Origin of the sequence: Bradyrhizobium sp. AUGA SZCCT0283 (genome assembly GCF_018130385.1) — a bacterium.
Taxonomy (GTDB): Bacteria; Pseudomonadota; Alphaproteobacteria; order Rhizobiales; family Xanthobacteraceae; genus Bradyrhizobium.
The window spans coordinates 113,094-133,100 of record NZ_JAFCLU010000008.1; the positions used below are offsets into that span (position 1 = coordinate 113,094).

Annotated in this window: 16 protein-coding genes; 7 read left to right on the forward strand and 9 right to left on the reverse strand. The window is 63.8% G+C overall.

Annotated features, from left to right (window positions below; translation table 11 throughout):
- Window positions 1–85 precede the first annotated feature (85 nt).
- The gene (locus tag JQ624_RS13570; protein WP_212419391.1) at window positions 86–832 is read right to left on the reverse strand and encodes a 3-deoxy-manno-octulosonate cytidylyltransferase; all 747 of its coding nucleotides are present in this window, start codon (window positions 830–832) and stop codon (window positions 86–88) included.
- A 211-nt stretch (window positions 833–1,043) separates the two neighbouring features.
- On the opposite strand from JQ624_RS13570, the gene JQ624_RS13575 reads away from it, so the two are divergent.
- From JQ624_RS13575 to JQ624_RS13600, 6 genes are all read left to right on the forward strand, one after another.
- Window positions 1,044–1,595 (forward strand): cytochrome c family protein, encoded by a 552-nt coding sequence (locus tag JQ624_RS13575; RefSeq protein ID WP_212419392.1) that lies wholly within the window; start codon window positions 1,044–1,046, stop codon window positions 1,593–1,595.
- A gap of 262 nt (window positions 1,596–1,857) precedes the next feature.
- Window positions 1,858–3,705 (forward strand): extracellular solute-binding protein, encoded by a 1,848-nt coding sequence (locus tag JQ624_RS13580; protein WP_249129783.1) that lies wholly within the window; start codon window positions 1,858–1,860, stop codon window positions 3,703–3,705.
- 11 nt (window positions 3,706–3,716) lie between these two features.
- Window positions 3,717–5,585: an extracellular solute-binding protein gene (locus JQ624_RS13585; protein ID WP_212419394.1), complete on the forward strand. Its 1,869-nt coding sequence runs from the start codon at window positions 3,717–3,719 to the stop codon at window positions 5,583–5,585.
- A 3-nt stretch (window positions 5,586–5,588) separates the two neighbouring features.
- Complete coding sequence (locus JQ624_RS13590; RefSeq protein ID WP_212419395.1) at window positions 5,589–6,695, forward strand: microcin C ABC transporter permease YejB; 1,107 nt, start codon at window positions 5,589–5,591, stop codon at window positions 6,693–6,695.
- Window positions 6,695–7,873 carry an ABC transporter permease gene (locus JQ624_RS13595; RefSeq protein WP_212419396.1) on the forward strand — a complete coding sequence of 393 codons (1,179 nt, stop codon included), beginning with the start codon at window positions 6,695–6,697 and terminating at the stop codon, window positions 7,871–7,873. The genes JQ624_RS13590 and JQ624_RS13595 overlap by 1 nt, the downstream gene beginning before the upstream one ends.
- A 10-nt stretch (window positions 7,874–7,883) precedes the next feature.
- Window positions 7,884–9,506 (forward strand): ABC transporter ATP-binding protein, encoded by a 1,623-nt coding sequence (locus tag JQ624_RS13600; protein ID WP_212419397.1) that lies wholly within the window; start codon window positions 7,884–7,886, stop codon window positions 9,504–9,506.
- Between the two features lie 130 nt (window positions 9,507–9,636).
- On the opposite strand, the gene JQ624_RS13605 is transcribed toward JQ624_RS13600, so the two are convergent.
- Window positions 9,637–10,482, reverse strand: coding sequence for an NlpC/P60 family protein (locus tag JQ624_RS13605; RefSeq protein ID WP_212419398.1), 846 nt, complete (start codon window positions 10,480–10,482; stop codon window positions 9,637–9,639).
- On the reverse strand, window positions 10,475–11,857 hold the full coding sequence (locus tag JQ624_RS13610; RefSeq protein WP_212419399.1) for a M17 family metallopeptidase: 1,383 nt from the start codon (window positions 11,855–11,857) through the stop codon (window positions 10,475–10,477). The genes JQ624_RS13605 and JQ624_RS13610 overlap by 8 nt, the downstream gene beginning before the upstream one ends.
- Window positions 11,858–11,995: 138 nt before the next feature.
- Between JQ624_RS13610 and JQ624_RS13615 the strand changes: the two genes are divergently transcribed.
- Complete coding sequence (locus tag JQ624_RS13615; protein WP_212419400.1) at window positions 11,996–12,820, forward strand: tetratricopeptide repeat protein; 825 nt, start codon at window positions 11,996–11,998, stop codon at window positions 12,818–12,820.
- A 214-nt stretch (window positions 12,821–13,034) separates the two neighbouring features.
- Here JQ624_RS13615 and JQ624_RS13620 read toward each other — a convergent pair whose 3' ends face one another.
- The 6 genes from JQ624_RS13620 to JQ624_RS13645 are packed head-to-tail and all read right to left on the reverse strand — an operon-like array spanning window position 13,035 to window position 19,999.
- Window positions 13,035–14,009 carry a type II secretion system F family protein gene (locus JQ624_RS13620; RefSeq protein ID WP_212419401.1) on the reverse strand — a complete coding sequence of 325 codons (975 nt, stop codon included), beginning with the start codon at window positions 14,007–14,009 and terminating at the stop codon, window positions 13,035–13,037.
- A gap of 10 nt (window positions 14,010–14,019) precedes the next feature.
- Window positions 14,020–14,997 carry a type II secretion system F family protein gene (locus JQ624_RS13625; protein WP_212419402.1) on the reverse strand — a complete coding sequence of 326 codons (978 nt, stop codon included), beginning with the start codon at window positions 14,995–14,997 and terminating at the stop codon, window positions 14,020–14,022.
- Window positions 14,998–15,004: 7 nt separating this feature from the next.
- Window positions 15,005–16,471 carry a CpaF family protein gene (locus tag JQ624_RS13630; RefSeq protein ID WP_212419403.1) on the reverse strand — a complete coding sequence of 489 codons (1,467 nt, stop codon included), beginning with the start codon at window positions 16,469–16,471 and terminating at the stop codon, window positions 15,005–15,007.
- Between the two features lie 22 nt (window positions 16,472–16,493).
- Complete coding sequence (locus tag JQ624_RS13635) at window positions 16,494–17,765, reverse strand: AAA family ATPase (RefSeq protein WP_212419404.1); 1,272 nt, start codon at window positions 17,763–17,765, stop codon at window positions 16,494–16,496.
- Window positions 17,762–18,502 carry a CpaD family pilus assembly protein gene (locus JQ624_RS13640; RefSeq protein WP_212419551.1) on the reverse strand — a complete coding sequence of 247 codons (741 nt, stop codon included), beginning with the start codon at window positions 18,500–18,502 and terminating at the stop codon, window positions 17,762–17,764. Before JQ624_RS13640 ends, JQ624_RS13635 begins: the two co-directional genes overlap by 4 nt.
- A 21-nt stretch (window positions 18,503–18,523) precedes the next feature.
- The gene (locus tag JQ624_RS13645; protein WP_212419405.1) at window positions 18,524–19,999 is read right to left on the reverse strand and encodes a type II and III secretion system protein family protein; all 1,476 of its coding nucleotides are present in this window, start codon (window positions 19,997–19,999) and stop codon (window positions 18,524–18,526) included.
- Window positions 20,000–20,007: the final 8 nt, after the last annotated feature.

Below are 20,007 nucleotides of genomic sequence, written 5' to 3' on the forward strand. Positions count from 1 at the left end.
CAGGTATTGGCTATAGCGTTTTCGAGCGAAGTGGAGGCTGGTTCGCGTGAAGAAAACGCGTCAAAACAAAAGGATAAAGCCTCGTTCAACCAGAACGAGGCTTTAGTATCTTGCGTGCGGTTTCGAGGTCGGCCGGGGTGTCGACGCCGCGGGGGACGCTGTCGACGATGGTGATGTCGATCCGCATCCCGGCCTCCAGCGCGCGCAGTTGCTCGAGCTTCTCCTGCTGCTCCAGCGGAGATGGCGGCAGCGCCACGAACCGTTCCAGCGCGGCGCGGCGGTAGGCGTAGAGGCCGATGTGGTGGTAGCGCGGGCCGTCGCCATAGGGCGCCGTGGCGCGGGTGAAATAGAGCGCTCGCAGCCGGTTCGGGCCGATCGGCGAACCGACCGCCTTCACCACGCTGGGGGCCAGGTCCTCTTCCTCGGTATGGATTTGCGAGGCCAGCGTCGCAATATCGACGGTGGGGTCGTCGAGCGGCGGAAGCGCGGCACGGATGGTTTCCGGCGCGATCGTGGGGAAGTCGCCCTGCAGGTTGACCACAATCTCGGCCCGGCCATCGGGATCGATCGTCCGCATGGCCTCATGGATCCGGTCGGAGCCGGAGGGATGATCGGCACGGGTCATCACCACCTCGCCGCCGGCGGCCTTCACGGCGGCCGCGATCTCGGGCGTGTCGGTGGCGACGGCCACCCGGCCGATTTTGGCCTCCTCGGCCCGCCGCAGCACGTGGACGATCATCGGCAGGCCGCCGATGTCGAGCAACGGTTTGCCGGGCAGGCGGGTCGCCGCCATGCGGGCGGGAATCAGCACTAAAATGCGGGTTTCGGTCATCCGGAACGAGGTCAGCCGGCCAGCAAAACAGGCCGCAAATTAATGGGGGACTGGCGGAAAGTCGGGGCGTTTATACGGGTTGCCAGAGCCCGGGCAAACCGATATCTCAACCCTGCTGAGGGTGCGGCGCGAAAGGCTGATTCCTGATGCGCATCCGTGGCCGTTTTGCCGGCCTTCAGTCGATCTTTCCGCCCTGGAGCCTGACCCAACTATGGACTCCTTCGAACTCAACAAGATTATCGGTGCCATCCTCGGCACCTGCATTCTCGTTCTGGTGACGAGCTTTGCCGCTCATGCGATTTTCGCGCCCGTGAAGCCGGAGAAGCCGGGCTTCGAGATTGCCGTGAAGGAAGACGCCTCGCACGGCGGCGCCAAGGAAGCCGCAGCTCCCTCCGAGCCGATCGAGAAGCTGCTGCAGACCGCCTCCGTCGAAAAGGGCGCCGGCGCCGCCAAGAAGTGCGCCGCCTGCCACACCTTCGAAAAGGGCGGCCCCAACCGCGTCGGTCCGAACCTCTACGGCGTCCTCAACGAGCCGAAGGGTGCGGGCCGCGGCGGGTTCAATTTCTCGGCCGCCATGAAGGGCAAGGGCGGCAACTGGACCTATGACGACCTCAACAAGTTCATCGCCAATCCCAAGGCCTTTGTTCCGGGCACGGCGATGGGCTTTGCCGGCATCCCGAAAGACAGCGAGCGCGCCGACGTGATCGCTTATCTGCGCAGCCTTTCGGACAACCCGGCTCCGCTGCCGACCGCGGCGAAGTAAAATTTCGACAGTCCGGCATGGACTTGGCGATGACACGACGGCCAGGCATTGCCTGGCCGTTTGTCTATGTTGATCGCGTTGTTGTTATCGGGACGTTTCGCCGCACCGGCGTGGTTCCCATGTTGATATCATGAGGAAAAAGCAACGTAATCGGTCGAACCCTTGCCTTATATTGGGTGCTGGCTGGCTCCCGTAAGCAACAGGATTTCCGCATTTGGCAATCACCCGACGACATCTTCTGCAAGGCACTGCCGCAGCCGCCATGGCCCCGGCGCTCGGGCTCGACATTGGCGTTTCCTCGCCTGCGCTGGCGCAAGCCGCGCCGGACGGACTGAAATGGCGGCACGGCATCTCCACCTTTGGCGACATCAAATACCCCGCCGACTTCAAGCGCTTCGACTATGTCAATCCGGCTGCGCCCAAGGGCGGCGTCGCCCGCCTGTTCGAGCTTGGCACATATGACAGCTTCAACATCGTGGTCGCCGGGTTGAAGGGATCGGCCCCCTCCGGTGTGGGGCGAATCTATCAATCGCTGATGGACCCGGCCCTCGATGAGCCGGACAGCTATTACGGCACGCTGGCCGAACTCGTCGCCTACCCCGATGATTTCTCCTATGTGATCTATCGCCTGCGTCCGATGGCGCGGTGGCATGACGGCAAGCCGGTGACCCCGGAAGACGTGGTTTTTTCGTTTGAAACGTCCAAGAGTAGCAGCCCGAGAGCCCGCTTCTATTACCAGCATATCGTCAAGGCCGAGAAGATCGGTGACCACGACGTCAAATTCTTCTTCGACAGCCCCGGCAATCGTGAACTTCCCCTGATCACCGGGCAACTCAACGTCTTGCCGAAGCACTGGTGGGAAGGCGCCGACGCGCAGGGCCGCAAGCGCGACGTGACGGCAACCACGCTGGAGCCGCCGCTGGGGTCGGGCCCCTATCGCATCAAGGAATTTGTCGCCGGCCGGACGCTGGTGCTCGAACGGGTGAAGGATTACTGGGGCAAGGATCTGCCCAATAGCATCGGCCAGGACAATTTCGACGAACTCCGCTACGAATTCTTCCGCGATGACGTCGTCGGGCGCCAGGCCTTCAAGGCCGACCAGTTCGACTGGTATGCCGAGCGCAGCGCCAAGGAATGGTCGGTGGCCTATGATTTCCCCGCGGTGCATGACGGGCGGGTGATCAAGGAAAAGTTTCCGGTCCTGAGTTCGGGGCGGATGCAGGGCTGGGCCTTCAACCTGCGCCGGCCGCTGTTCAAGGACGTCCGGCTGCGCCGCGCCTTCAACTACGCGTTCGACTTCGAGGAGATGAACCGGACCCTGTCGACCGGCGAGTACCATCGCGACAGCAGCTATTTCGACGGCATCCCCGACTTCATGGCCACCGGACTTCCCGAGGGCCTCGAACTGCAACTGCTGGAGCCGCTGCGCGACAAGGTGCCTCCGGAGGTTTTCACGACGCCCTACAAGGATCCCGTCAACGGCACCCCTGAAGCCGTCCGCAACAATCTGCGCGAAGCGACGCGGCTTTTGAAGGAGGCCGGATTCGAAGTCCGCGACCGCAAGCTGGTCGATCCCTCAGGCCAGCCTGTCAGCGTCGAGATTCTATGTTCCGACGAGGGCAACGAGCGGATCTCCCTGTTCTACAAGCCCTCCCTGGAGCGGCTCGGCGTCACGGTGAACATACGCCGGGTTGATGACGTGCAGTTTCAAAACCGCACGCGTGACTATGATTTCGACATGACGACCGTTGTCTGGCCGCAGTCGCTGTCGCCCGGCAACGAACAGCGCGAATGGTTCGGCTCGCAAGCGGCGGACAAGCCCGGTTCCCGCAATATGGGCGGGATCAAGAACCCCGCGGTGGATGCGCTGATCGAGCGCATCATCTTCGCCAAGAACCGCGCCGAGCAGATCGCAGCCTGCAAGGCGATGGACCGCGTGCTGCTCTGGAACTTCTATTGCGTCACGCAATTCAACTACGGCTTCAATCGCTATGCGCGCTGGGACCGCTTCAGCCACCCCGACCCCTTGCCCAAATACGGCGTGTCGGGATTCCCGACGGTGTGGTGGTATGATGCCGACAAGGCAGCCAAGATCGGCAAGCGCAGTTGAAGGGATCGCGCATGGCGCTACTCAACCGTCGACACGCGCTCGGTCTCGGCATCGGTGCGCTGAGCGCCGGCATGTTTCGCCCCGCCGCCGCCGACAATGGCGGCACCGAGATGCATGGCATGTCGGTGTTCGGCGACCTGAAATACCCGGCCGACTTCAAGCATTTCGACTACGTCAATCCGGACGCGCCGAAGGGCGGCTTGTTTTCGACGATCCCGTCGGTTCGCGCGTATAATCAGTCTTTCCAGACGTTCAATTCGTTCAACGCCTTCATCCTCAAGGGCGAAGGCGCCAAGGGCATGGAGCTGACCTTTGACTCGCTGATGGCGCGCGCAAACGACGAGCCCGACGCGATGTATGGCCTTGCGGCGAAGTCGGTATGGATTTCGCCCGACAAGCTCACCTACCGCTTCACGATGCGCCCCGAGGCCCGCTTCCACGACGGCTCGAAGTTGACGGCGCACGACGTCGCATTCTCGCTTAATACGCTGAAGGAAAAAGGCCATCCGCTGATCGTGGTGCAGTTGCGCGACTTCGTGAAGGCCGAGGCGCTCGATGATGCGACGGTGGCCGTGATGTTTGCGCCGAACCGCGCGCGCGACGTCCCGCTCTATGTCGCGAGCCTGCCGATCTTCTCCAAGGCCTATTACGCGACCCGTCCGTTCGAGGAATCGACCACCGAAATCCCGCTCGGCTCCGGCCCGTACAAGGTGGGCCGATACGAGATCAACCGCTACGTCGAATTCGACCGGGTCAAGGATTATTGGGCGGCCGATCTTCCCGTCAACCGCGGCAGCTACAATTTCGGCACCGTGCGCTACGAGTTCTATCGCGACCGCGACGTGGCGTTCGAAGGCTTCACCGGCAAGAACTATCTCTATCGCGAGGAATTCACCGCGCGGATCTGGGCCACCCGTTACGATTTTCCCGCGATCAAGGATGGGCGCGTCAAGCGCGAGACCCTGCCGGATGAATTGCCGTCAGGCGGACAGGGCTGGTTCTTCAATACCCGTCGCGACAAGTTCAAGGATCCCAGGGTACGCGAAGCGGTCATCAATGCGTTCGATTTCGAATGGACCAACAAGACCGTGATGTATGGCGCCTATGCGCGCACCGCTTCGCCGTTCCAGAATTCGGACATGGTGGCGACCGGGTTGCCGTCGACCGAAGAGCTGAAGCTGCTCGAGCCGTTCCGCGGGCAAGTGCCGGACGAGGTGTTCGGCGAGCCGTTCGTTCCGCCGGTGTCGGATGGATCGGGCCAGGACCGGGCATTGCTGCGCAAGGCACAGCAATTGCTGCAGGACGCAAAGCTTCCCGTCAAGGACGGCAAGCGGCTCATGCCGAACGGCGAGATCTTTGCGATCGAATTCCTGCTCGATGAGCCATCGTTCCAGCCGCATCACGCGACCTTCATCAAGAATCTCGGTCAGCTCGGCATCGACGCCAGCATCCGGTTGATTGACGCTGTGCAATACCGCGCGCGGGTGGAGTCCTTCGATTTCGACATGACGACGATGCGCCTGAGCATGTCGCCGACACCGGGCGACAGCTTGCGGCCGTACTTTACGTCGCACGCGGCCGCCACCAAGGGATCGTACAATCTGGCGGGAGTGGCCAGTCCTGCGATCGACGCGCTGGTCGACAAGGCCATCGGCGCTGAGACGCGCACCGATTTGACGATCGCATGCCGCGCGCTTGATCGCGTTTTCCGCGCCGGCCGCTACTGGGTGCCGCAATGGTTTCGCTCGACGCATCCGATCGCCTATTGGGACCTGTTCGCGCATCCGCCCAAGCCAGCACGCTACGCGCAAGGTACCGGCGCGCCTGACAATTGGTGGTATGACGCCGCCAAGGCCGCGAAGCTCGAGCAGGCGAAGTAATTCATGACCGGCTATATCGCCCGCCGAATTCTGCTGATGTTCCCGACGCTGCTCGGGATCCTGTTCGTCTCCTTCGTGGTCGTGCAGTTCGCGCCGGGCGGACCGGTCGAACGCGTGCTGGCGCAGCTCTCCGGCGCCGACACCGGCGGCACGTCGAGAATTTCGGGCGGCGGCGGCGATTTCGGTCCGCGCGGCCAGGTCGGCGCGTCCGCCGATGCCGTCAGCTCGAAATACCGCGGCGCGCAGGGGCTGGATCCCGATTTCATCAAGAAGCTGGAAGCGCAGTTCGGTTTCGACAAGCCGGCGCCGGAGCGCTTCGCGCTGATGGTGTGGAATTTCTCGCGCTTCGATTTCGGCAAGAGCTATTTCCGCGACGTCAGCGTGATCCAGCTGATCAAGGAGAAGCTGCCGGTGTCGATGTCGCTCGGCCTCTGGATGATGCTTCTGACCTACCTGATCTCGATCCCGCTCGGCATCCGCAAGGCCGTACAGGACGGATCGAAATTCGACACCTGGACCTCGGCGGTGATCATTGTCGGTTTTGCGATCCCGGGATTCCTGTTCGCGATCCTGTTGATCATCCTGTTCGCCGGCGGCTCATTCCTCAACATCTTCCCGCTGCGCGGGCTCACTTCCGACGGCTGGGCGCAGTTCCCCTGGTACTGGAAGATCATCGACTATTTCTGGCACATCACGCTGCCGCTGGTATCGATGGCGCTCGGCGCCTTCGCCACCATGACGCTGCTGACCAAGAACTCGTTCCTCGACGAGATCCGCAAGCAGTATGTGATGACCGCGCGCGCCAAGGGCTGCAGCGAACGCCAGGTGCTGTACAACCACATTTTCCGCAACGCGATGCTGATCGTGATCGCGGGCTTTCCGAGCGCGTTCATCCACGCCTTCTTCTCCGGCTCGCTGTTGATCGAGACCATCTTCTCGCTCGATGGCCTCGGCCTGCTCGGATTCGAGAGCATCTTGAACCGCGATTACCCGGTCGTGTTCGGCACCCTGTTCATCTTTTCGCTGATCGGTCTCGTGGTCAACCTGATCTCCGACCTGGCTTACATGTGGATCGATCCGCGGATCGATTTCGAGGCGCGTGAGGTCTGATGACGATCACCGCCCCCCAGCCGGTCGAGAGTTCGACACAATCGCCGCTCGGCGCGGCGGTCCCGATCACGCGTCATCCGTTCCAGCCGTCGCCGCTCAATCGGCGCCGCTGGCAGAACTTCAAGGCCAACCGAAGGGGCTATTGGTCGTTCTGGATCTTCCTCGTGCTTTTCACGGTCTCGCTGTTTGCCAATTTCATCGCCAACGACCAGCCGCTCGTCGTCAAATATGACGGCCGTCTTTATTGGCCGGTCCTCTTCAACTACGCCGAGACCACCTTCGGCGGCGATTTCGAAACCACCGCCGACTATCGTGATCCCTATCTGCAGAAGCAGATTGCGGAGAAGGGCGGCACCATCATCTGGCCGCCGATCCGCTACTCCTACAAGACCCAAAATCTCGATCCGCCGACGCCTGCGCCGTCGAAGCCGACCTGGATGCTGACGGAAGAGCAGTGCAAGGCGGTGGTGCAGAAGAAGGGGCTCAAGAGCTGCCGCGACCTCGAATACAACTGGCTCGGCACCGACGACCAGAGCCGCGACGTGGTCGCGCGCCTGATCTACGGTTTCCGGATTTCGGTGCTGTTCGGGCTGACGCTCACCATCCTCTCCTCGATGATCGGCATCGCCGCCGGTGGCGTGCAGGGCTATTTCGGCGGCTGGATCGACCTCGGCTTCCAGCGGTTTATTGAGATATGGACCGCTATACCCTCGCTCTATCTGCTGCTGATCATATCGGCGGTGCTGCCGCCGGGCTTCTTCATCCTGCTCGGCATTCTCTTGCTGTTCTCCTGGGTGTCGCTGGTCGGGCTGGTGCGCGCCGAATTCCTGCGCGGGCGAAATTTCGAATATATCCAGGCGGCGCGGGCGCTCGGCGTCTCCAACGCCGTCATCATGTTCCGCCATCTGTTGCCGAACGCGATGGTGGCGACCATGACGTTTCTGCCCTTCATCGTGTCGTCTTCGGTGATGACGCTGACGGCGCTGGATTTCCTCGGCTTCGGCCTGCCGCCCGGCTCGCCGTCGCTCGGCGAATTGCTGTCGCAAGGCAAGGCCAACGTGCAGGCGCCGTGGCTCGGCTTCACCGGCTTCTTCTCGGTCGCGATCATGCTGTCGCTGCTGATCTTCATCGGCGAAGCCGCGCGCGACGCTTTCGATCCGCGCAAGACGTTCCGGTAGGGGGCCGCGCATGGACGCCATCAACCAGCCCCTGCTCGATGTTCACGACCTCTCGGTGGCGTTCGGCGACACGCTCGCGGTCGACCATGTCTCGTTTTCCGTCAAGCGCGGCGAATGCGTGGCGCTGGTCGGCGAGTCCGGCTCCGGAAAATCCGTCAGCGCATTGTCGATCCTGAAGCTCTTGCCGTATCCCAGCGCCTCGCATCCCTCGGGCCATATCCGCTTCCGCGGCCGCGAGTTGCTGACCGCGCCCGAAAACGAGATGCGCGAGATCCGCGGCAACGACATCTCGATCATCTTCCAGGAGCCGATGACCTCGCTCAATCCGCTGCACACGATCGAGGCGCAGATCGGCGAGATTCTTTCCCTGCACAGCGGCATCGGCGGGCAGATGGCGCGGGCGCGCACGCTCGAACTGTTGACGCAGGTCGGCATTCCCGATCCCGAAACCCGGCTGAAGAGCTACCCGCATCAATTGTCCGGCGGCCAGCGCCAGCGCGTCATGATCGCGATGGCGCTCGCCAACGAGCCGGACCTCTTGATCGCGGACGAGCCGACCACCGCGCTCGACGTCACCGTGCAGGCACAGATCCTGGCGCTGCTCGCCGAGATCAGGTCGCGGCTCGGCATGAGCATGCTGTTCATCACCCATGACCTCGGCATCGTCCGCCGCATCGCCGACGTCGTCTGCGTGATGAATTCAGGCAAGATCGTCGAGCAGGGGCCGGTCGAGGAAGTCTTCACCGCGCCGAAACACGCCTATACCCGCGCGCTGCTCGCGGCGGAGCCGAAGCCCGACCCGGCGCCGCCGCGGCCCAACGAGCCGGTGGTGATATCGGCCGACAATCTCAAGGTCTGGTTTCCGATCAAGCGCGGGCTGTTGCGCTCGACCGTCGGCCATATCAAGGCGGTGGATGGCGTCAGCATCGCGGTCCGCAAGGGCGAGACGCTCGGCGTCGTCGGCGAGTCCGGTTCGGGCAAGACCACGCTGGGGCTGGCGCTGCTCCGGCTGATTTCCTCGGATGGCCCGATCGTGTTTCTCGGCAGCAACATCCAGGGCCTGCGCTTCAAGGCCATGCTGCCGTTCCGCCGCGACATGCAGATCGTGTTTCAGGACCCGTTCGGCGCGTTGAGCCCGCGCATGTCGGTCGGCGATATCGTCGCCGAGGGCCTGAGCGTGCACCAGAAGTCGCTGTCGTATGAAGAGCGCGAGGCGCGCGTCGTCAAGGCGCTCCAGGACGTCGGCCTCGATCCGGCGACGCGATTCCGCTATCCGCATGAATTCTCCGGCGGCCAGCGCCAGCGCATCTCGATCGCGCGCGCGGTGGTGCTGGAGCCGAATTTCGTCGTGCTGGACGAGCCGACGAGCGCGCTCGACATGCTGTTCCAGGCCCAGATGGTCGATCTGTTGCGCGAACTGCAGCGCAAGCGCGACCTGACCTACATGTTCATCTCGCACGATCTTCGGGTGGTGGCCTCGCTGGCGAGCCATCTGATCGTGATGCGCCACGGCAAGGTGGTGGAGGAGGGGCCGGCCGCGGAGCTCTTCAAGAATCCGAAGAGCGACTACACCCGCGCGCTGTTCGCCGCCGCGTTCCGGATCGAGGCCGTGCCGGACGCGCCCGCCCTGTAGCGCGTTCTTGCTGGCATCTCGGCCTCATGGTTCGAGACGGCGCTTCGCGCCTCCTCAGCATGAGGGACCGGTGATCCTCATCCAGAGGAGCGCGTCTTCGCGCGTCTCGAAGGATGTGGCCCCCGCGGTCTCAACCCAGCCGCTTGATCGCCGTGACTTCGCTGCCCGCCGCCTTGATCCGCGCAATCGCCTCTCGCGTGTTTTCGATCACGGTCGCCATGTGATGGGCGTTGGCGTGAACCAGGGTGTCGGCGTCACGGGCGATTGCGACGTGCCCCTTCCAGAAGATCAGATCGCCGCGTTGCAATTTCTTCATCTCAGCGGCATTCAGCGCCCGCCCGAGGCCATCCTGCTGCATGTCGCTGTCGCGCGGGCAGCCGGTGCCGGCGGCGTTCAGCGAAACCTGGACGAGACCGGAGCAATCGATGCCGAGCGAACTCTTGCCGCCCCACAGATAGGGCGTGCCGACGAAGCCTTCGGCGACCGCGACGAAATCCTTTTCCATCGCGTCGAGGCTATCGACATGCCGTCGCGGCAGATACCAGCCTTCGCCCGTTACAACGAACGCGCCGTCGTCACGGGCAACCGTGACGCGCGCGCCCAGCGGCAGCGTCTCGACCGGCGCCAGCTTGATCGACGGGCCCGGGAACGCGAACGTCCGCAACGCCGTGACCTTGTGCGTCGGAGCTGCAGCGGGCCTGACCAGCGCGGCATCCGGAATCCAGCCGACATAGCCGTCGTCGTTCAATTGGCCCCAGGCAAAGCCTTCACTGTCACGATCGTAGATCGTGACGCGCTCGCCCTTCAGTGCCTGCGTCGAAAGGAGAGCATCCGCAGCTGGTCCCTCGCGCAGCGGCGCAAGGGCATCGGCCACGCAAAATTCCTCGCCTTCGACGAAGCGTGCGGCCTTCACCTTGCCTTCGAGATATTTCGCGGCGAGGTCGGGCCGTGCCGGCGTCAGGCGGGGGTCATGCATAGCGTTCGCTCAACAATTTGTAGATCGCGCGCGCGGCCTGGCATTCGCCGCCTTCGGGACGCGCGGGTTTTGCGGAAGGCGTCCAGCCATAGATATCGACATGCAGCCAGCTCTTGGCGTCGGTGACGAAGCGCTGCAGGAACAGCGCGCAGGTGATCGATCCGGCAAAGCCGCCGGACGGCGCGTTGTTGATGTCGGCGACCTTTGAATCCAGCCACGAATCATAGGGCGGCCACAGCGGCATTCGCCACAACGGATCGTTCTCCCGTTTCGCATGAGCTGCGACGCTTTCGGCGAGCGTCTCATCCTGGGTGTAAAAGGGCGGTAAATCCGGTCCCAGCGCCACCCGCGCGGCACCCGTCAGGGTGCCGAGGTCAACCAGCAAGTCCGGCTTCTCTTCATCCGCCAGCGCCAGCGCATCCGCCAGCACCAGGCGTCCCTCGGCGTCGGTGTTGCCGATCTCCACGTTAAGTCCCTTGCGCGACTTGAAGATGTCGAGCGGGCGGAAGGCGTTGCCGGCCACCGCGTTCTCGACCGCAGGGATCAAGACGCGCAGCCGGACCTTCAGCTTCGCATCCATCACCATCTGCGCCAGCGCCAGCACATTGGCAGCGCCGCCCATGTCCTTTTTCATGATCAGCATGCCGCTGGACGGCTTTATGTCGAGGCCGCCAGTGTCGAAGCAAACGCCCTTGCCGACCAAAGTCACCTTGGGGTTAGCAGGATCGCCCCAGTTCAGATCGATCAGGCGCGGGGCGCGCGTCGAGGCCATGCCAACGGCGTGGATCAGCGGAAAGTTCTGCTTCACGAGTTCGTCGCCGACAATGCAATTGAACTGGGCGCCGAATCGCGTCGCCAATGCCTGTGCAGCCTGCGCCAGTTCTTCCGGGCCCATATCGTTCGACGGCGTATTGATCAGGTCGCGCGCCAGCGCGGCCGCCTCCGCCATCCGCGCGACGTCGGCGATATCGATGGCGTCGGGCGGCACCAGCCGGACGTCGGGCCGTTCCGCCTTGCGATAGCGGCCGAACCGATAGGTTCCAAGGGCAAAGGCCAGCGTCGCGAGCCGCACATCATGCGGCGCATTGGCAAAGCGATAGACGCCCGGCGGCAGCAGGCCCGGCAGTGCGCCGGGCCGGAACAGATCCCGTGACTTGGCGGTCTCGTCCTCGATGCCGAAAACGACCTGCGCGATCTGCCCGTCGGGCGCGGGCAGCGTCAGGCATTTGCCGGGCTTGGCGGTGAAATCATTGGCGAGCGCAAACTGCCGGGCCTGCTCGGGAAGGTCCCTGGCGATCGCGGTCCAGGTGGTCTTGGTGGCGAAAGTGATCGGAATGGCCGGGGCGATGGGCGCGGTCTCGAACGGGGATTGCATGCTGGTCTCGCGGAAGGGGACGGGCGGGGTGGTGCTCGAAGGGCATAGCACGGCCAATTAACCGGCCGTTAGGGTTAACAGTCTATTGCTGGCGCATTCGGCTTCATTCGTCAGACATTCCCGTGAGTTGAAGTGCCCATGCGTCGACAGTCCAGCCACGCCGGATCCTTTGCCCGGTTCCTCTCCTCCGCGGCCGTGACAGCGGTTCTCGCCGCAGGCCTTGGCGGCTGCCAGACCATGTCCGACATCACGGGATCGCTGACCTCATCGTCGTCAAAGGCGCAAGCCGTTCCCGACGATCCGCGCCGCGCAGCCGAAGTCTACGGCGAGCGCTATCGCGCCAACCCCAAGGATGCCGAGGCGGCCCTGGGCTACGGTCAGGCGCTCCGCGCCACCGGCCAGCGGGCACAGGCCACTGCCGTGCTCGAACAGGCCACCATCGCCCATCCCGGCAACAAGGCGCTGCTCGCCGCTTACGGCCGCGCGCTCGCCGACAACGGCAATTCTCAGGCGGCCTTCGACGTGCTGAGCCGTGCCCATTCGCCCGCCAATCCCGACTGGCGCATTCTTTCGGTACAGGGCACCACGCTCGACAAGATGGGCAAGCACGAGGAGGCCCGCAACTATTATGCGGCCGCGCTGAAGATCGTGCCGGAAGAGCCGTCGGTGCTGTCCAATCTCGGTCTTTCCTACATGCTGACGCGGGAATTGCCACAGGCCGAGGAAACGCTGCGGCGCGCCTATTCCAATCCCCGCGCCGACGGAAGGGTGCGGCAGAACCTGGCGCTCGTGGTCGGCCTGCAGGGCCGCTTCGCGGAAGCCGAGACCGTCGCCAGGGGCGATCTGCCGGCCGACGAGGCGGCCGCCAATGTGACCTACTTGCGGGAAATGCTGAGCCGCAAGGACAGCCCGCGCAATGGCGGCAAGACCGTGCCGGTCGCAGCCCTCAATCGGCCCGACTGAGCGCCGCAGCCGTCGTCACCTGCGAGGGCGGTATTCCAGAGCTGTCCGTAATCGCCCCGGGTGTCGCAGCGCCTTGTCCCCGTTACACCAAGACTCCTGCACCAAGACTGCACTGGAGTCTCTCCCCGTGCTGGCTTGCTGAAGTCCTGACGAGGCAGCAAGCCCGCGCGACGACGATGATCGCACGGCGCGGAGCGCGGCCCGCGGCGCGGCCTTACTGCATCATCTGGAGCTTGATGTAGGTCGGTCCGAGAATGACGATGAACAGGCACGGCAGGAAGAACAGGATCATCGGCACGGTCAGCTTCGGCGGCAGTGCGGCCGCCTTCTTCTCGGCCTCGTTCATCCGCATGTCGCGGTTTTCCTGCGCCATCACGCGCAGGCTCTGACCGAGCGGGGTGCCGTAGCGTTCCGACTGCATCAGCGCCAGGCAGACCGATTTCACGCCCTCGAGGCCGGTGCGCTTGGCGAGATTCTCGTAGGCCACCTTGCGATCCTGCAGGTAGGACAATTCGGCCGTGGTCAGCGCGAACTCCTCCGACAGCGCGATCGATTGCCCCGCGATCTCGGTGGAGACCTTGCGGAAGGCGACTTCGACCGACATGCCGGACTCGATGCAGATCAGCAGGAGGTCGAGTGCGTCGGGAAAGGCGCGCTTGATCGAGAGCTGACGCTTGCTGATGGCGTTCTTCAGGAACAGCATCGGGGCCTGGAGCCCGAGATAGGCGGCGGCGATGCAGATGCCGAGCTTGACCGTCAGTGATTTGTCCATCTGCGTGATCACGAACACGTAGAGGGCCGCGCCGATGAACAGCACGATCGGTGTCACCGCGCGGGCAAACAGGAACGTGACGTAGGGGGCGTGGCCGCGATAGCCGGCCATGATCAGCTTGTCGCGCGCGGCTTCCTGCGCCAGCCATTTGGTCAGGTTGAAATCTTCCACCACCTTGGAAACGAGTTGCTTCGGGCTTTGCCGCAGCGACACCTTTTCTGATTTGGCGAGGCGGTCGCGCTCGCGCTGCCGGAGCCGTTCGCGCTCGCTGGCAACCGCCTTCATGCGCTTGGCGAGGCCTTCGCCGGCAAACAGCGGCATGATCAGCGTATAGGCGGTCGCGCTCGCCGCGATGGCGGCAAGCAGCATGGTCATGAACCGCGCGTCGTGCATCTTGGAGATTAGAAATTCAACCATGGTCGCACCGTCAGAAGTCGAAATTGATCATTTTCTTCATCACCAGGACGCCGATCGTCATCCAGCCGACGCAGCACACCAGCATGAACTGACCGAGGCTATGGGTCCAAAGCAACGCGATGTAGTCGGGCGTCGAAATCCATACCAGCAGCATCACGATCGGCGGCAGCGAGCCAATGATGCCTGCGGAGGCCTTGGCTTCCGTCGACATCGCCTGAATCTTCTCGGCCATCTTCTTGCGGTCGCGCAGCACCTTGGAGAGGTTGCCGAGCGCTTCCGACAGGTTGCCGCCCGACTTCTGCTGGATCGCGACCACGATGCCGAAGAAGTTCGCCTCCGGCAACGGCATCCGCTCATACAGCCGCGCGCAGGCCTCGCCCAGCGGCATGCCGATGGTCTGGGTTTCGATGATGGCGTTGAACTCGCTCCTGAGCGGCTCGGGTGAATCGGCTGCCACCACCTTGATCGATTCGAATAGCGGCAGACCGGCCTTGATGCCGCGCACGATGACGTCGACGGCGTCGGGCAGCGCCTTCAGAAACGCCTTCTCGCGGCGCTTCTTGAGATAACTCAGGACCCAGCGCGGCAGGCCGAGGCCCGTGCCGAAAGCCATCACCGCGGCGCCCAGCAGGTGGCCGCCGATCATAAAGGCGAGCACGAATCCGACCGCGCCGAAAACGCCTGATACGATCCAGAATTTCTGGGGCGTCCAGGATCCCAAACCGGCCTGGGCGAGGCGGGTGGTGAGTGGGACGGACTTGTCCTTCTTGCGTCGGGCGTCGAGCTCCTTCAGCGAACCCTCGACCTGCTCACGGCGCGAGCGCTGGCTTTTCTCGACCTGACGTGCCGGCGCGTCGGCACGTGCGATCGAGGCGCGGCGGGATTCGGCCTTCTTCTGGCCCGACAGCGATGGATAGATGAATACCCAGGCCAGGCCGCCAATGGCGGTAGCGGCGAGAAACGCCAGTGCGAGCGTCTGTATGCTCATGGACTCCTCACGTCTTCTCGATGACTTCGGCGGCGTCGAGCGCGGCCGCAAGCCGCTTCTCTTCGCCGAAATATCGCGCGCGCTCCCAGAACCGCGGACGTCCGATTCCGGTCGAGCGGTGCCGCCCGATGATCTTGCCGTTCGCGTCTTCGCCGATCATGTCGTAGAGAAATACGTCCTGGGTGATGATGGTATCGCCTTCCATGCCCATCACCTCGGTGATGTGGGTGATGCGGCGCGAGCCGTCGCGCAGGCGCGCGGCCTGCACGATGACGTCGATCGAGGCGCAGATCATCTCGCGGATGGTGCGCGAGGGCAGCGAGAAGCCGCCCATCGTGATCATGGATTCGCAGCGCGACAGGGCTTCGCGCGGGTTGTTGGCGTGCAGCGTTCCCATCGAGCCGTCGTGGCCGGTGTTCATCGCCTGCAGCAGGTCGAACGCCTCGGGTCCGCGGACTTCGCCGACGATGATACGTTCGGGACGCATACGCAGGCAGTTGCGGACCAGTTCGCGCATCGTCACCTGGCCTTCGCCCTCGATGTTGGGCGGGCGGGTTTCCAGCCGCACCACGTGAGGCTGCTGCAATTGAAGTTCGGCGGCGTCTTCGCAGGTGATGACGCGCTCGTCATGTTCGATGAACTGGGTCAGGCAGTTCAACAGCGTGGTCTTGCCGGAGCCGGTACCGCCTGATATCAGCACGTTGCAGCGGACGCGGCCGATGATCTGCAGAATCTGTGCGCCTTCCGGCGAGATCGCGCCGAACTTGACCAACTGGTCGAGCGTCAGCTTGTCCTTCTTGAATTTACGAATAGTGAGCGCGGGGCCGTCGATCGCCAGCGGCGGAACGATGGCGTTGACGCGGGAGCCGTCGGCGAGGCGAGCGTCGCAGATTGGCGAGGATTCGTCGACGCGCCGGCCGACCTGGCTGACGATGCGCTGGCAGATGTTGAGCAGCTGCTGGTTGTCGCGGAAGCGGATGCCGGTCTTCTGGATCTTGCCGGCGACTTCGATGAACACCGTGCCGGCGCCGTTGACCATGATGTCGGCGATGTCGTCGCGCGACAGCAGGGGTTCCAGCGGGCCGTAGCCGAGCACGTCGTTGCAGATGTCGTCGAGCAGCTCTTCCTGCTCGGCAATCGACATCACGATGTTCTTGATCGCGATGATCTCGTTGACGATGTCGCGGATTTCCTCGCGCGCCGACTCGCCGTCGAGCTTGGCGAGCTGGGCGAGGTCGATCGCCTCGATCAGGGCGCCGAAGATGGTCGCCTTGACCTGGTAGTAATTGTCGGATCGCCGCGCCTCCATGGTGGGCGCGGGCGCGGGCGGGGGCGCCTTCATGGGCGCGATTGGAGGCGAGGCGATGGCCGGCGCGGCCATCTCGCGCGAAACGGCCGGCGCCGAAGCCGGCTCCTGAATGGCGGGTTTCAATACCCGCGTATCGCTATCATTTCCACTACGCTTACCGAACACGATGGCACTCCACGCGGGCGACCTACTTCTTGGCTCGCAACTTCTCGATCAAAGGCGACAGCAACGAACTCTTCGGCTTCTTGGTCTCGCCGCGGCCGGTGAGCCGCTGCGCAATCTGCAGGAACATCTCGGTGGTGCGATGGGTTGCGGAAATTTCCGCGATCATCTGGCCGTTGTTGGCGGCCGACCCGAAGATTTGCGGCTCGAACGGGATCGTGGCGATCGGGTGGTTTTCGATCGCCTTGGCGAACTCGGCGGCGGGGATCTCCGGACGCTTCGGGATGCCGACCTGATTGAGGCAATAGAGCGGGGCGCGATCGTTCGGCCGTGATGCCTTCAAGAGGTCGAAGATGTTCTTGGTGTTGCGCAGATTGGCGAGATCGGGTGCCGCGACGATCAGGATGTCGTCGGCCGCGATCAGGGCGCGCTTGGTCCATCCCGACCATTGATGGGGGACGTCGAGCACGATGCAGGGCATCGTGGTGCGAAGCGTGTCGAAGATCGAATCGAACGCCTCCGCGCCGAAATCGTAGACCCGGTCGAGCGTTGCCGGCGCCGCCAGCAGGCTGAGGTGGTCGGTGCATTTCGACAGCAGGCGGTCGAGGAACGCGGTATCGACCCGGTCGGGCGAGAACACCGCATCCGCGATGCCCTGCGGCGGGTCCTGATTGTAGTCGAGGCCGGCGGTGCCGAAAGCGAGGTCGAGATCGGCGACCACGGAATCCAGCGCCAGATCACGTGCGATCGCCCAGGCGACGTTATGGGCGACGGTGGATGCGCCGACGCCGCCCTTGGCGCCGACAATGGCAATGATGCGGCCGACGGCCTTGGCTTCCGGCGCCGAGAACAGGTTGCAGACCGAGCGCACGACGTCGATGGCGCCGACCGGGGCGATGACGTAGTCGCTGACGCCACGGCGCACCAGCTCGCGATAGAGCATGACGTCGTTGATGCGCCCGATCACGATCACGCGGGTTCCGGCGTCGCAGACGGTGGCGAGCTGGTCGAGGCCGAGGAGAATATCGTTGCGGCCTTCGGTCTCCAGGATGATGACGTTCGGGGTCGGGGCCGAGCGGTAGGCCTCGACGGCAGCGGCCATGCCGCCCATCTGGATCTTGAGGTGAGCCTTGCCGAGGCGGCGGTCTTCGCCCGCCGACTGCACGGCGGCCGCGGTTTCCACCGTCTCGCAGAAGGCCTGCACCGACACCCGCGGCGCCGGCGCGATGTGATCCTCGGTGGACGGTGCCGTGATTTCCGGCTGCTGTTCTGTATTCTGACGCGAGTAAGTGATCATTTGCCGGTATCGCTAAGTTTGGCCCTGTCGGCCTCGGGATAGCTGGTCGTGGTGGTCACGCCCCTGCGATATTTGTCGAAGGCTATGCCACGGCGCGGCGCAAAGGCTGGGGTTTCGGGACGCGGCTGCACGAGATCCGACGGGTTGTCGACCATCGCCGCCAGATTGCGCTGATTGGAGCAGCCGAAATTGTAATAGGGCTTGTTTTCGAAATAGCCCTTGTTGTTGACGGACGGTCCGAGATCCTCCGGCCACAGCCCACACGGGCCGGCCACCGCCGAAATCTTCGGATAGTTGAGGCGGATCGCGGCCATATGCCTGGGATCTTCCGGGCGATACTGGCGGACATTAGTTGCGCGCGGCGGCACGCCGGCCGCGGCAAGCGTCGCCTTGATCTCGCGCAATGAGTCTTCGGCCGCCCGCGCGTTCGGCGTATTGACGGGCACGTCGATGCTGATGATGCCGGTGCCTTCCCGCATCCAGGTCTGGCCGAGATACATCACGTCGGCGCGCTGGGAGGCCGAGAGGCCGCCGCGTCCGCGCCCGACAAAAACGACGATCGAGCGGTCGGCTTCCTGGACCGCGATCGGATGGCGCAGGCGATAGTCGTCAGGCACGCTCGCCGTCGTCACGACGTCGGTATTGTGCTTGCAGGCGCTGAGCGCCACGGCAAGACCGATCAGCGCTCCCGCCAGGCAGAGGGCACGCCTTGGATCGGCGGGCTTCCTTGATTTCATCTTCGGTGTCATCGTCCCGCCTCAGTCCGTAATAAAGCCGTAGGTACCGCGATAATTCCGAGCCTTCTCGACACGGCCCGGAACGCCGTAGATGCGATTGATACTGCCGAGCAGGTCGGCCTGCGGATCCGACGCGCTGGCAAAGCCGTCATCGGGACGCGACAGGTCCTTCTGCGCCACCGCGCGCACCACATAGGGTGTGACCAGAACCATCAGTTCGGTCTGGTTGTTGACGTAGTCGCGGCTGCGGAACAGCGTGCCGAGAACCGGCAATTGCGCCAGACCGGGGAGGCCGTTGATGGCCTGCTTGGTCTGCTCCGCAATCAGGCCGGCCATCGCCATCGAGCCGCCCGAAGGAATTTCCAGCGTGGTTTCTGCGCGGCGGGTCTTGATCGAGGGAATGGTCAGCGAGTTCGTCGAGTTGCCGCTGAGGGCCTGCGTCAGCGTGATCGAGTTGTCGTTCGACAGTTCCGACACTTCCGTCATGACGCGAAGGCTGATCCGGCCCTCGGTCATCACGACGGGCGTGAAGTTGAGCGAAATGCCGAACTTCTTGAACGAGATCTGGGTCGTACAGACGCGCGTGACCGGGTCGCAGGAATAGCCTGCCGGAACGGGAAATTCGCCGCCTGCAATGAAGGTCGCGGATTCGCCCGAGATCGCGGTCAGATTGGGCTCGGCCAAGGTGCGCACGACGCCGGCGCTCTCCATCGCGCGGAGCGTAGCCGTCACCGACGAAGTGCCTGGGAACGATGTCTGCACCCCGTTGGTCGCGACCAGCGGGCGGCCGAGGGCGGTAAACGGATTGGAGTTGTTGAAGTTCACGACCGCGGTGCCGTAGTTCAGGTTGGCCGTGAGATCGATGCCCAACTGCTTGATGATGTTGCGGGTGACTTCGGCGACCGTAACTTTCAGCATCACCTGGTCACGGCCGCGGACGGCGATCGAATTGACGACCTTGTCCGCGCCGCCCACGAGGCGGGCGGCGATATCGGCGGCCTGCTGCGCCTCGATCGGGCTCGCCGCCATGCCGCTCAATACCACGCCGTCGCCGACGCCCTCGATCAGGATGTCCGAATTCGGCAGCGACTGCTTCAGCGCGGCGCGCACGCCGTTGAGGTCGCGCTTGACCGCGATGTCGTAGGCTGCGATCTGCGCGCCCGTGGAATCGAAGAAGACAATGTTGGTCTGGCCGACCGCGGCGCCGATGATATAGGCGCGCTGGGTCGAGCGGACGACGGCGTTGGCGACCTTCGGATCGGCGACCAGCACGTCCTTGATCTCCCGCGGCAGGTCGATCACGATCGATTTGCCGATCCCGAGCGAAACGAACCGCGCGTTCATCTGTCCGTCGGTGGTGACCGGAGCCGCGGTGCGATAGTCGCTTGCCACCACCGGCGTCAGCGCCGGATTGAGCGTGAGCGCAACCACGGCCGAAAACGACAGGGCGCGGACGATGAACGTTCGCATCATCGGCTGAATTTCCCTGCACTTCATATCGTGCG

Bases quoted from the DNA above. Each gene is read 5' to 3' on its own strand.
- JQ624_RS13595 (WP_212419396.1), top strand. From the start codon at position 6,695: ATGACGATCACCGCCCCCCAGCCGGTCGAGAGTTCGACACAATCGCCG.
- JQ624_RS13580 (WP_249129783.1), top strand. From the start codon at position 1,858: ATGGCCCCGGCGCTCGGGCTCGACATTGGCGTTTCCTCGCCTGCGCTG.
- JQ624_RS13635 (WP_212419404.1), bottom strand. From the start codon at position 17,765: ATGATCACTTACTCGCGTCAGAATACAGAACAGCAGCCGGAAATCACG.
- JQ624_RS13615 (WP_212419400.1), top strand. From the start codon at position 11,996: ATGCGTCGACAGTCCAGCCACGCCGGATCCTTTGCCCGGTTCCTCTCC.
- JQ624_RS13620 (WP_212419401.1), bottom strand. From the start codon at position 14,009: ATGGTTGAATTTCTAATCTCCAAGATGCACGACGCGCGGTTCATGACC.
- JQ624_RS13570 (WP_212419391.1), bottom strand. From the start codon at position 832: ATGACCGAAACCCGCATTTTAGTGCTGATTCCCGCCCGCATGGCGGCG.
- JQ624_RS13645 (WP_212419405.1), bottom strand. From the start codon at position 19,999: ATGAAGTGCAGGGAAATTCAGCCGATGATGCGAACGTTCATCGTCCGC.
- JQ624_RS13585 (WP_212419394.1), top strand. From the start codon at position 3,717: ATGGCGCTACTCAACCGTCGACACGCGCTCGGTCTCGGCATCGGTGCG.
- JQ624_RS13605 (WP_212419398.1), bottom strand. From the start codon at position 10,482: ATGCATGACCCCCGCCTGACGCCGGCACGGCCCGACCTCGCCGCGAAA.
- JQ624_RS13575 (WP_212419392.1), top strand. From the start codon at position 1,044: ATGGACTCCTTCGAACTCAACAAGATTATCGGTGCCATCCTCGGCACC.
- JQ624_RS13590 (WP_212419395.1), top strand. From the start codon at position 5,589: ATGACCGGCTATATCGCCCGCCGAATTCTGCTGATGTTCCCGACGCTG.
- JQ624_RS13610 (WP_212419399.1), bottom strand. From the start codon at position 11,857: ATGCAATCCCCGTTCGAGACCGCGCCCATCGCCCCGGCCATTCCGATC.
- JQ624_RS13625 (WP_212419402.1), bottom strand. From the start codon at position 14,997: ATGAGCATACAGACGCTCGCACTGGCGTTTCTCGCCGCTACCGCCATT.
- JQ624_RS13640 (WP_212419551.1), bottom strand. From the start codon at position 18,502: ATGAAATCAAGGAAGCCCGCCGATCCAAGGCGTGCCCTCTGCCTGGCG.
- JQ624_RS13600 (WP_212419397.1), top strand. From the start codon at position 7,884: ATGGACGCCATCAACCAGCCCCTGCTCGATGTTCACGACCTCTCGGTG.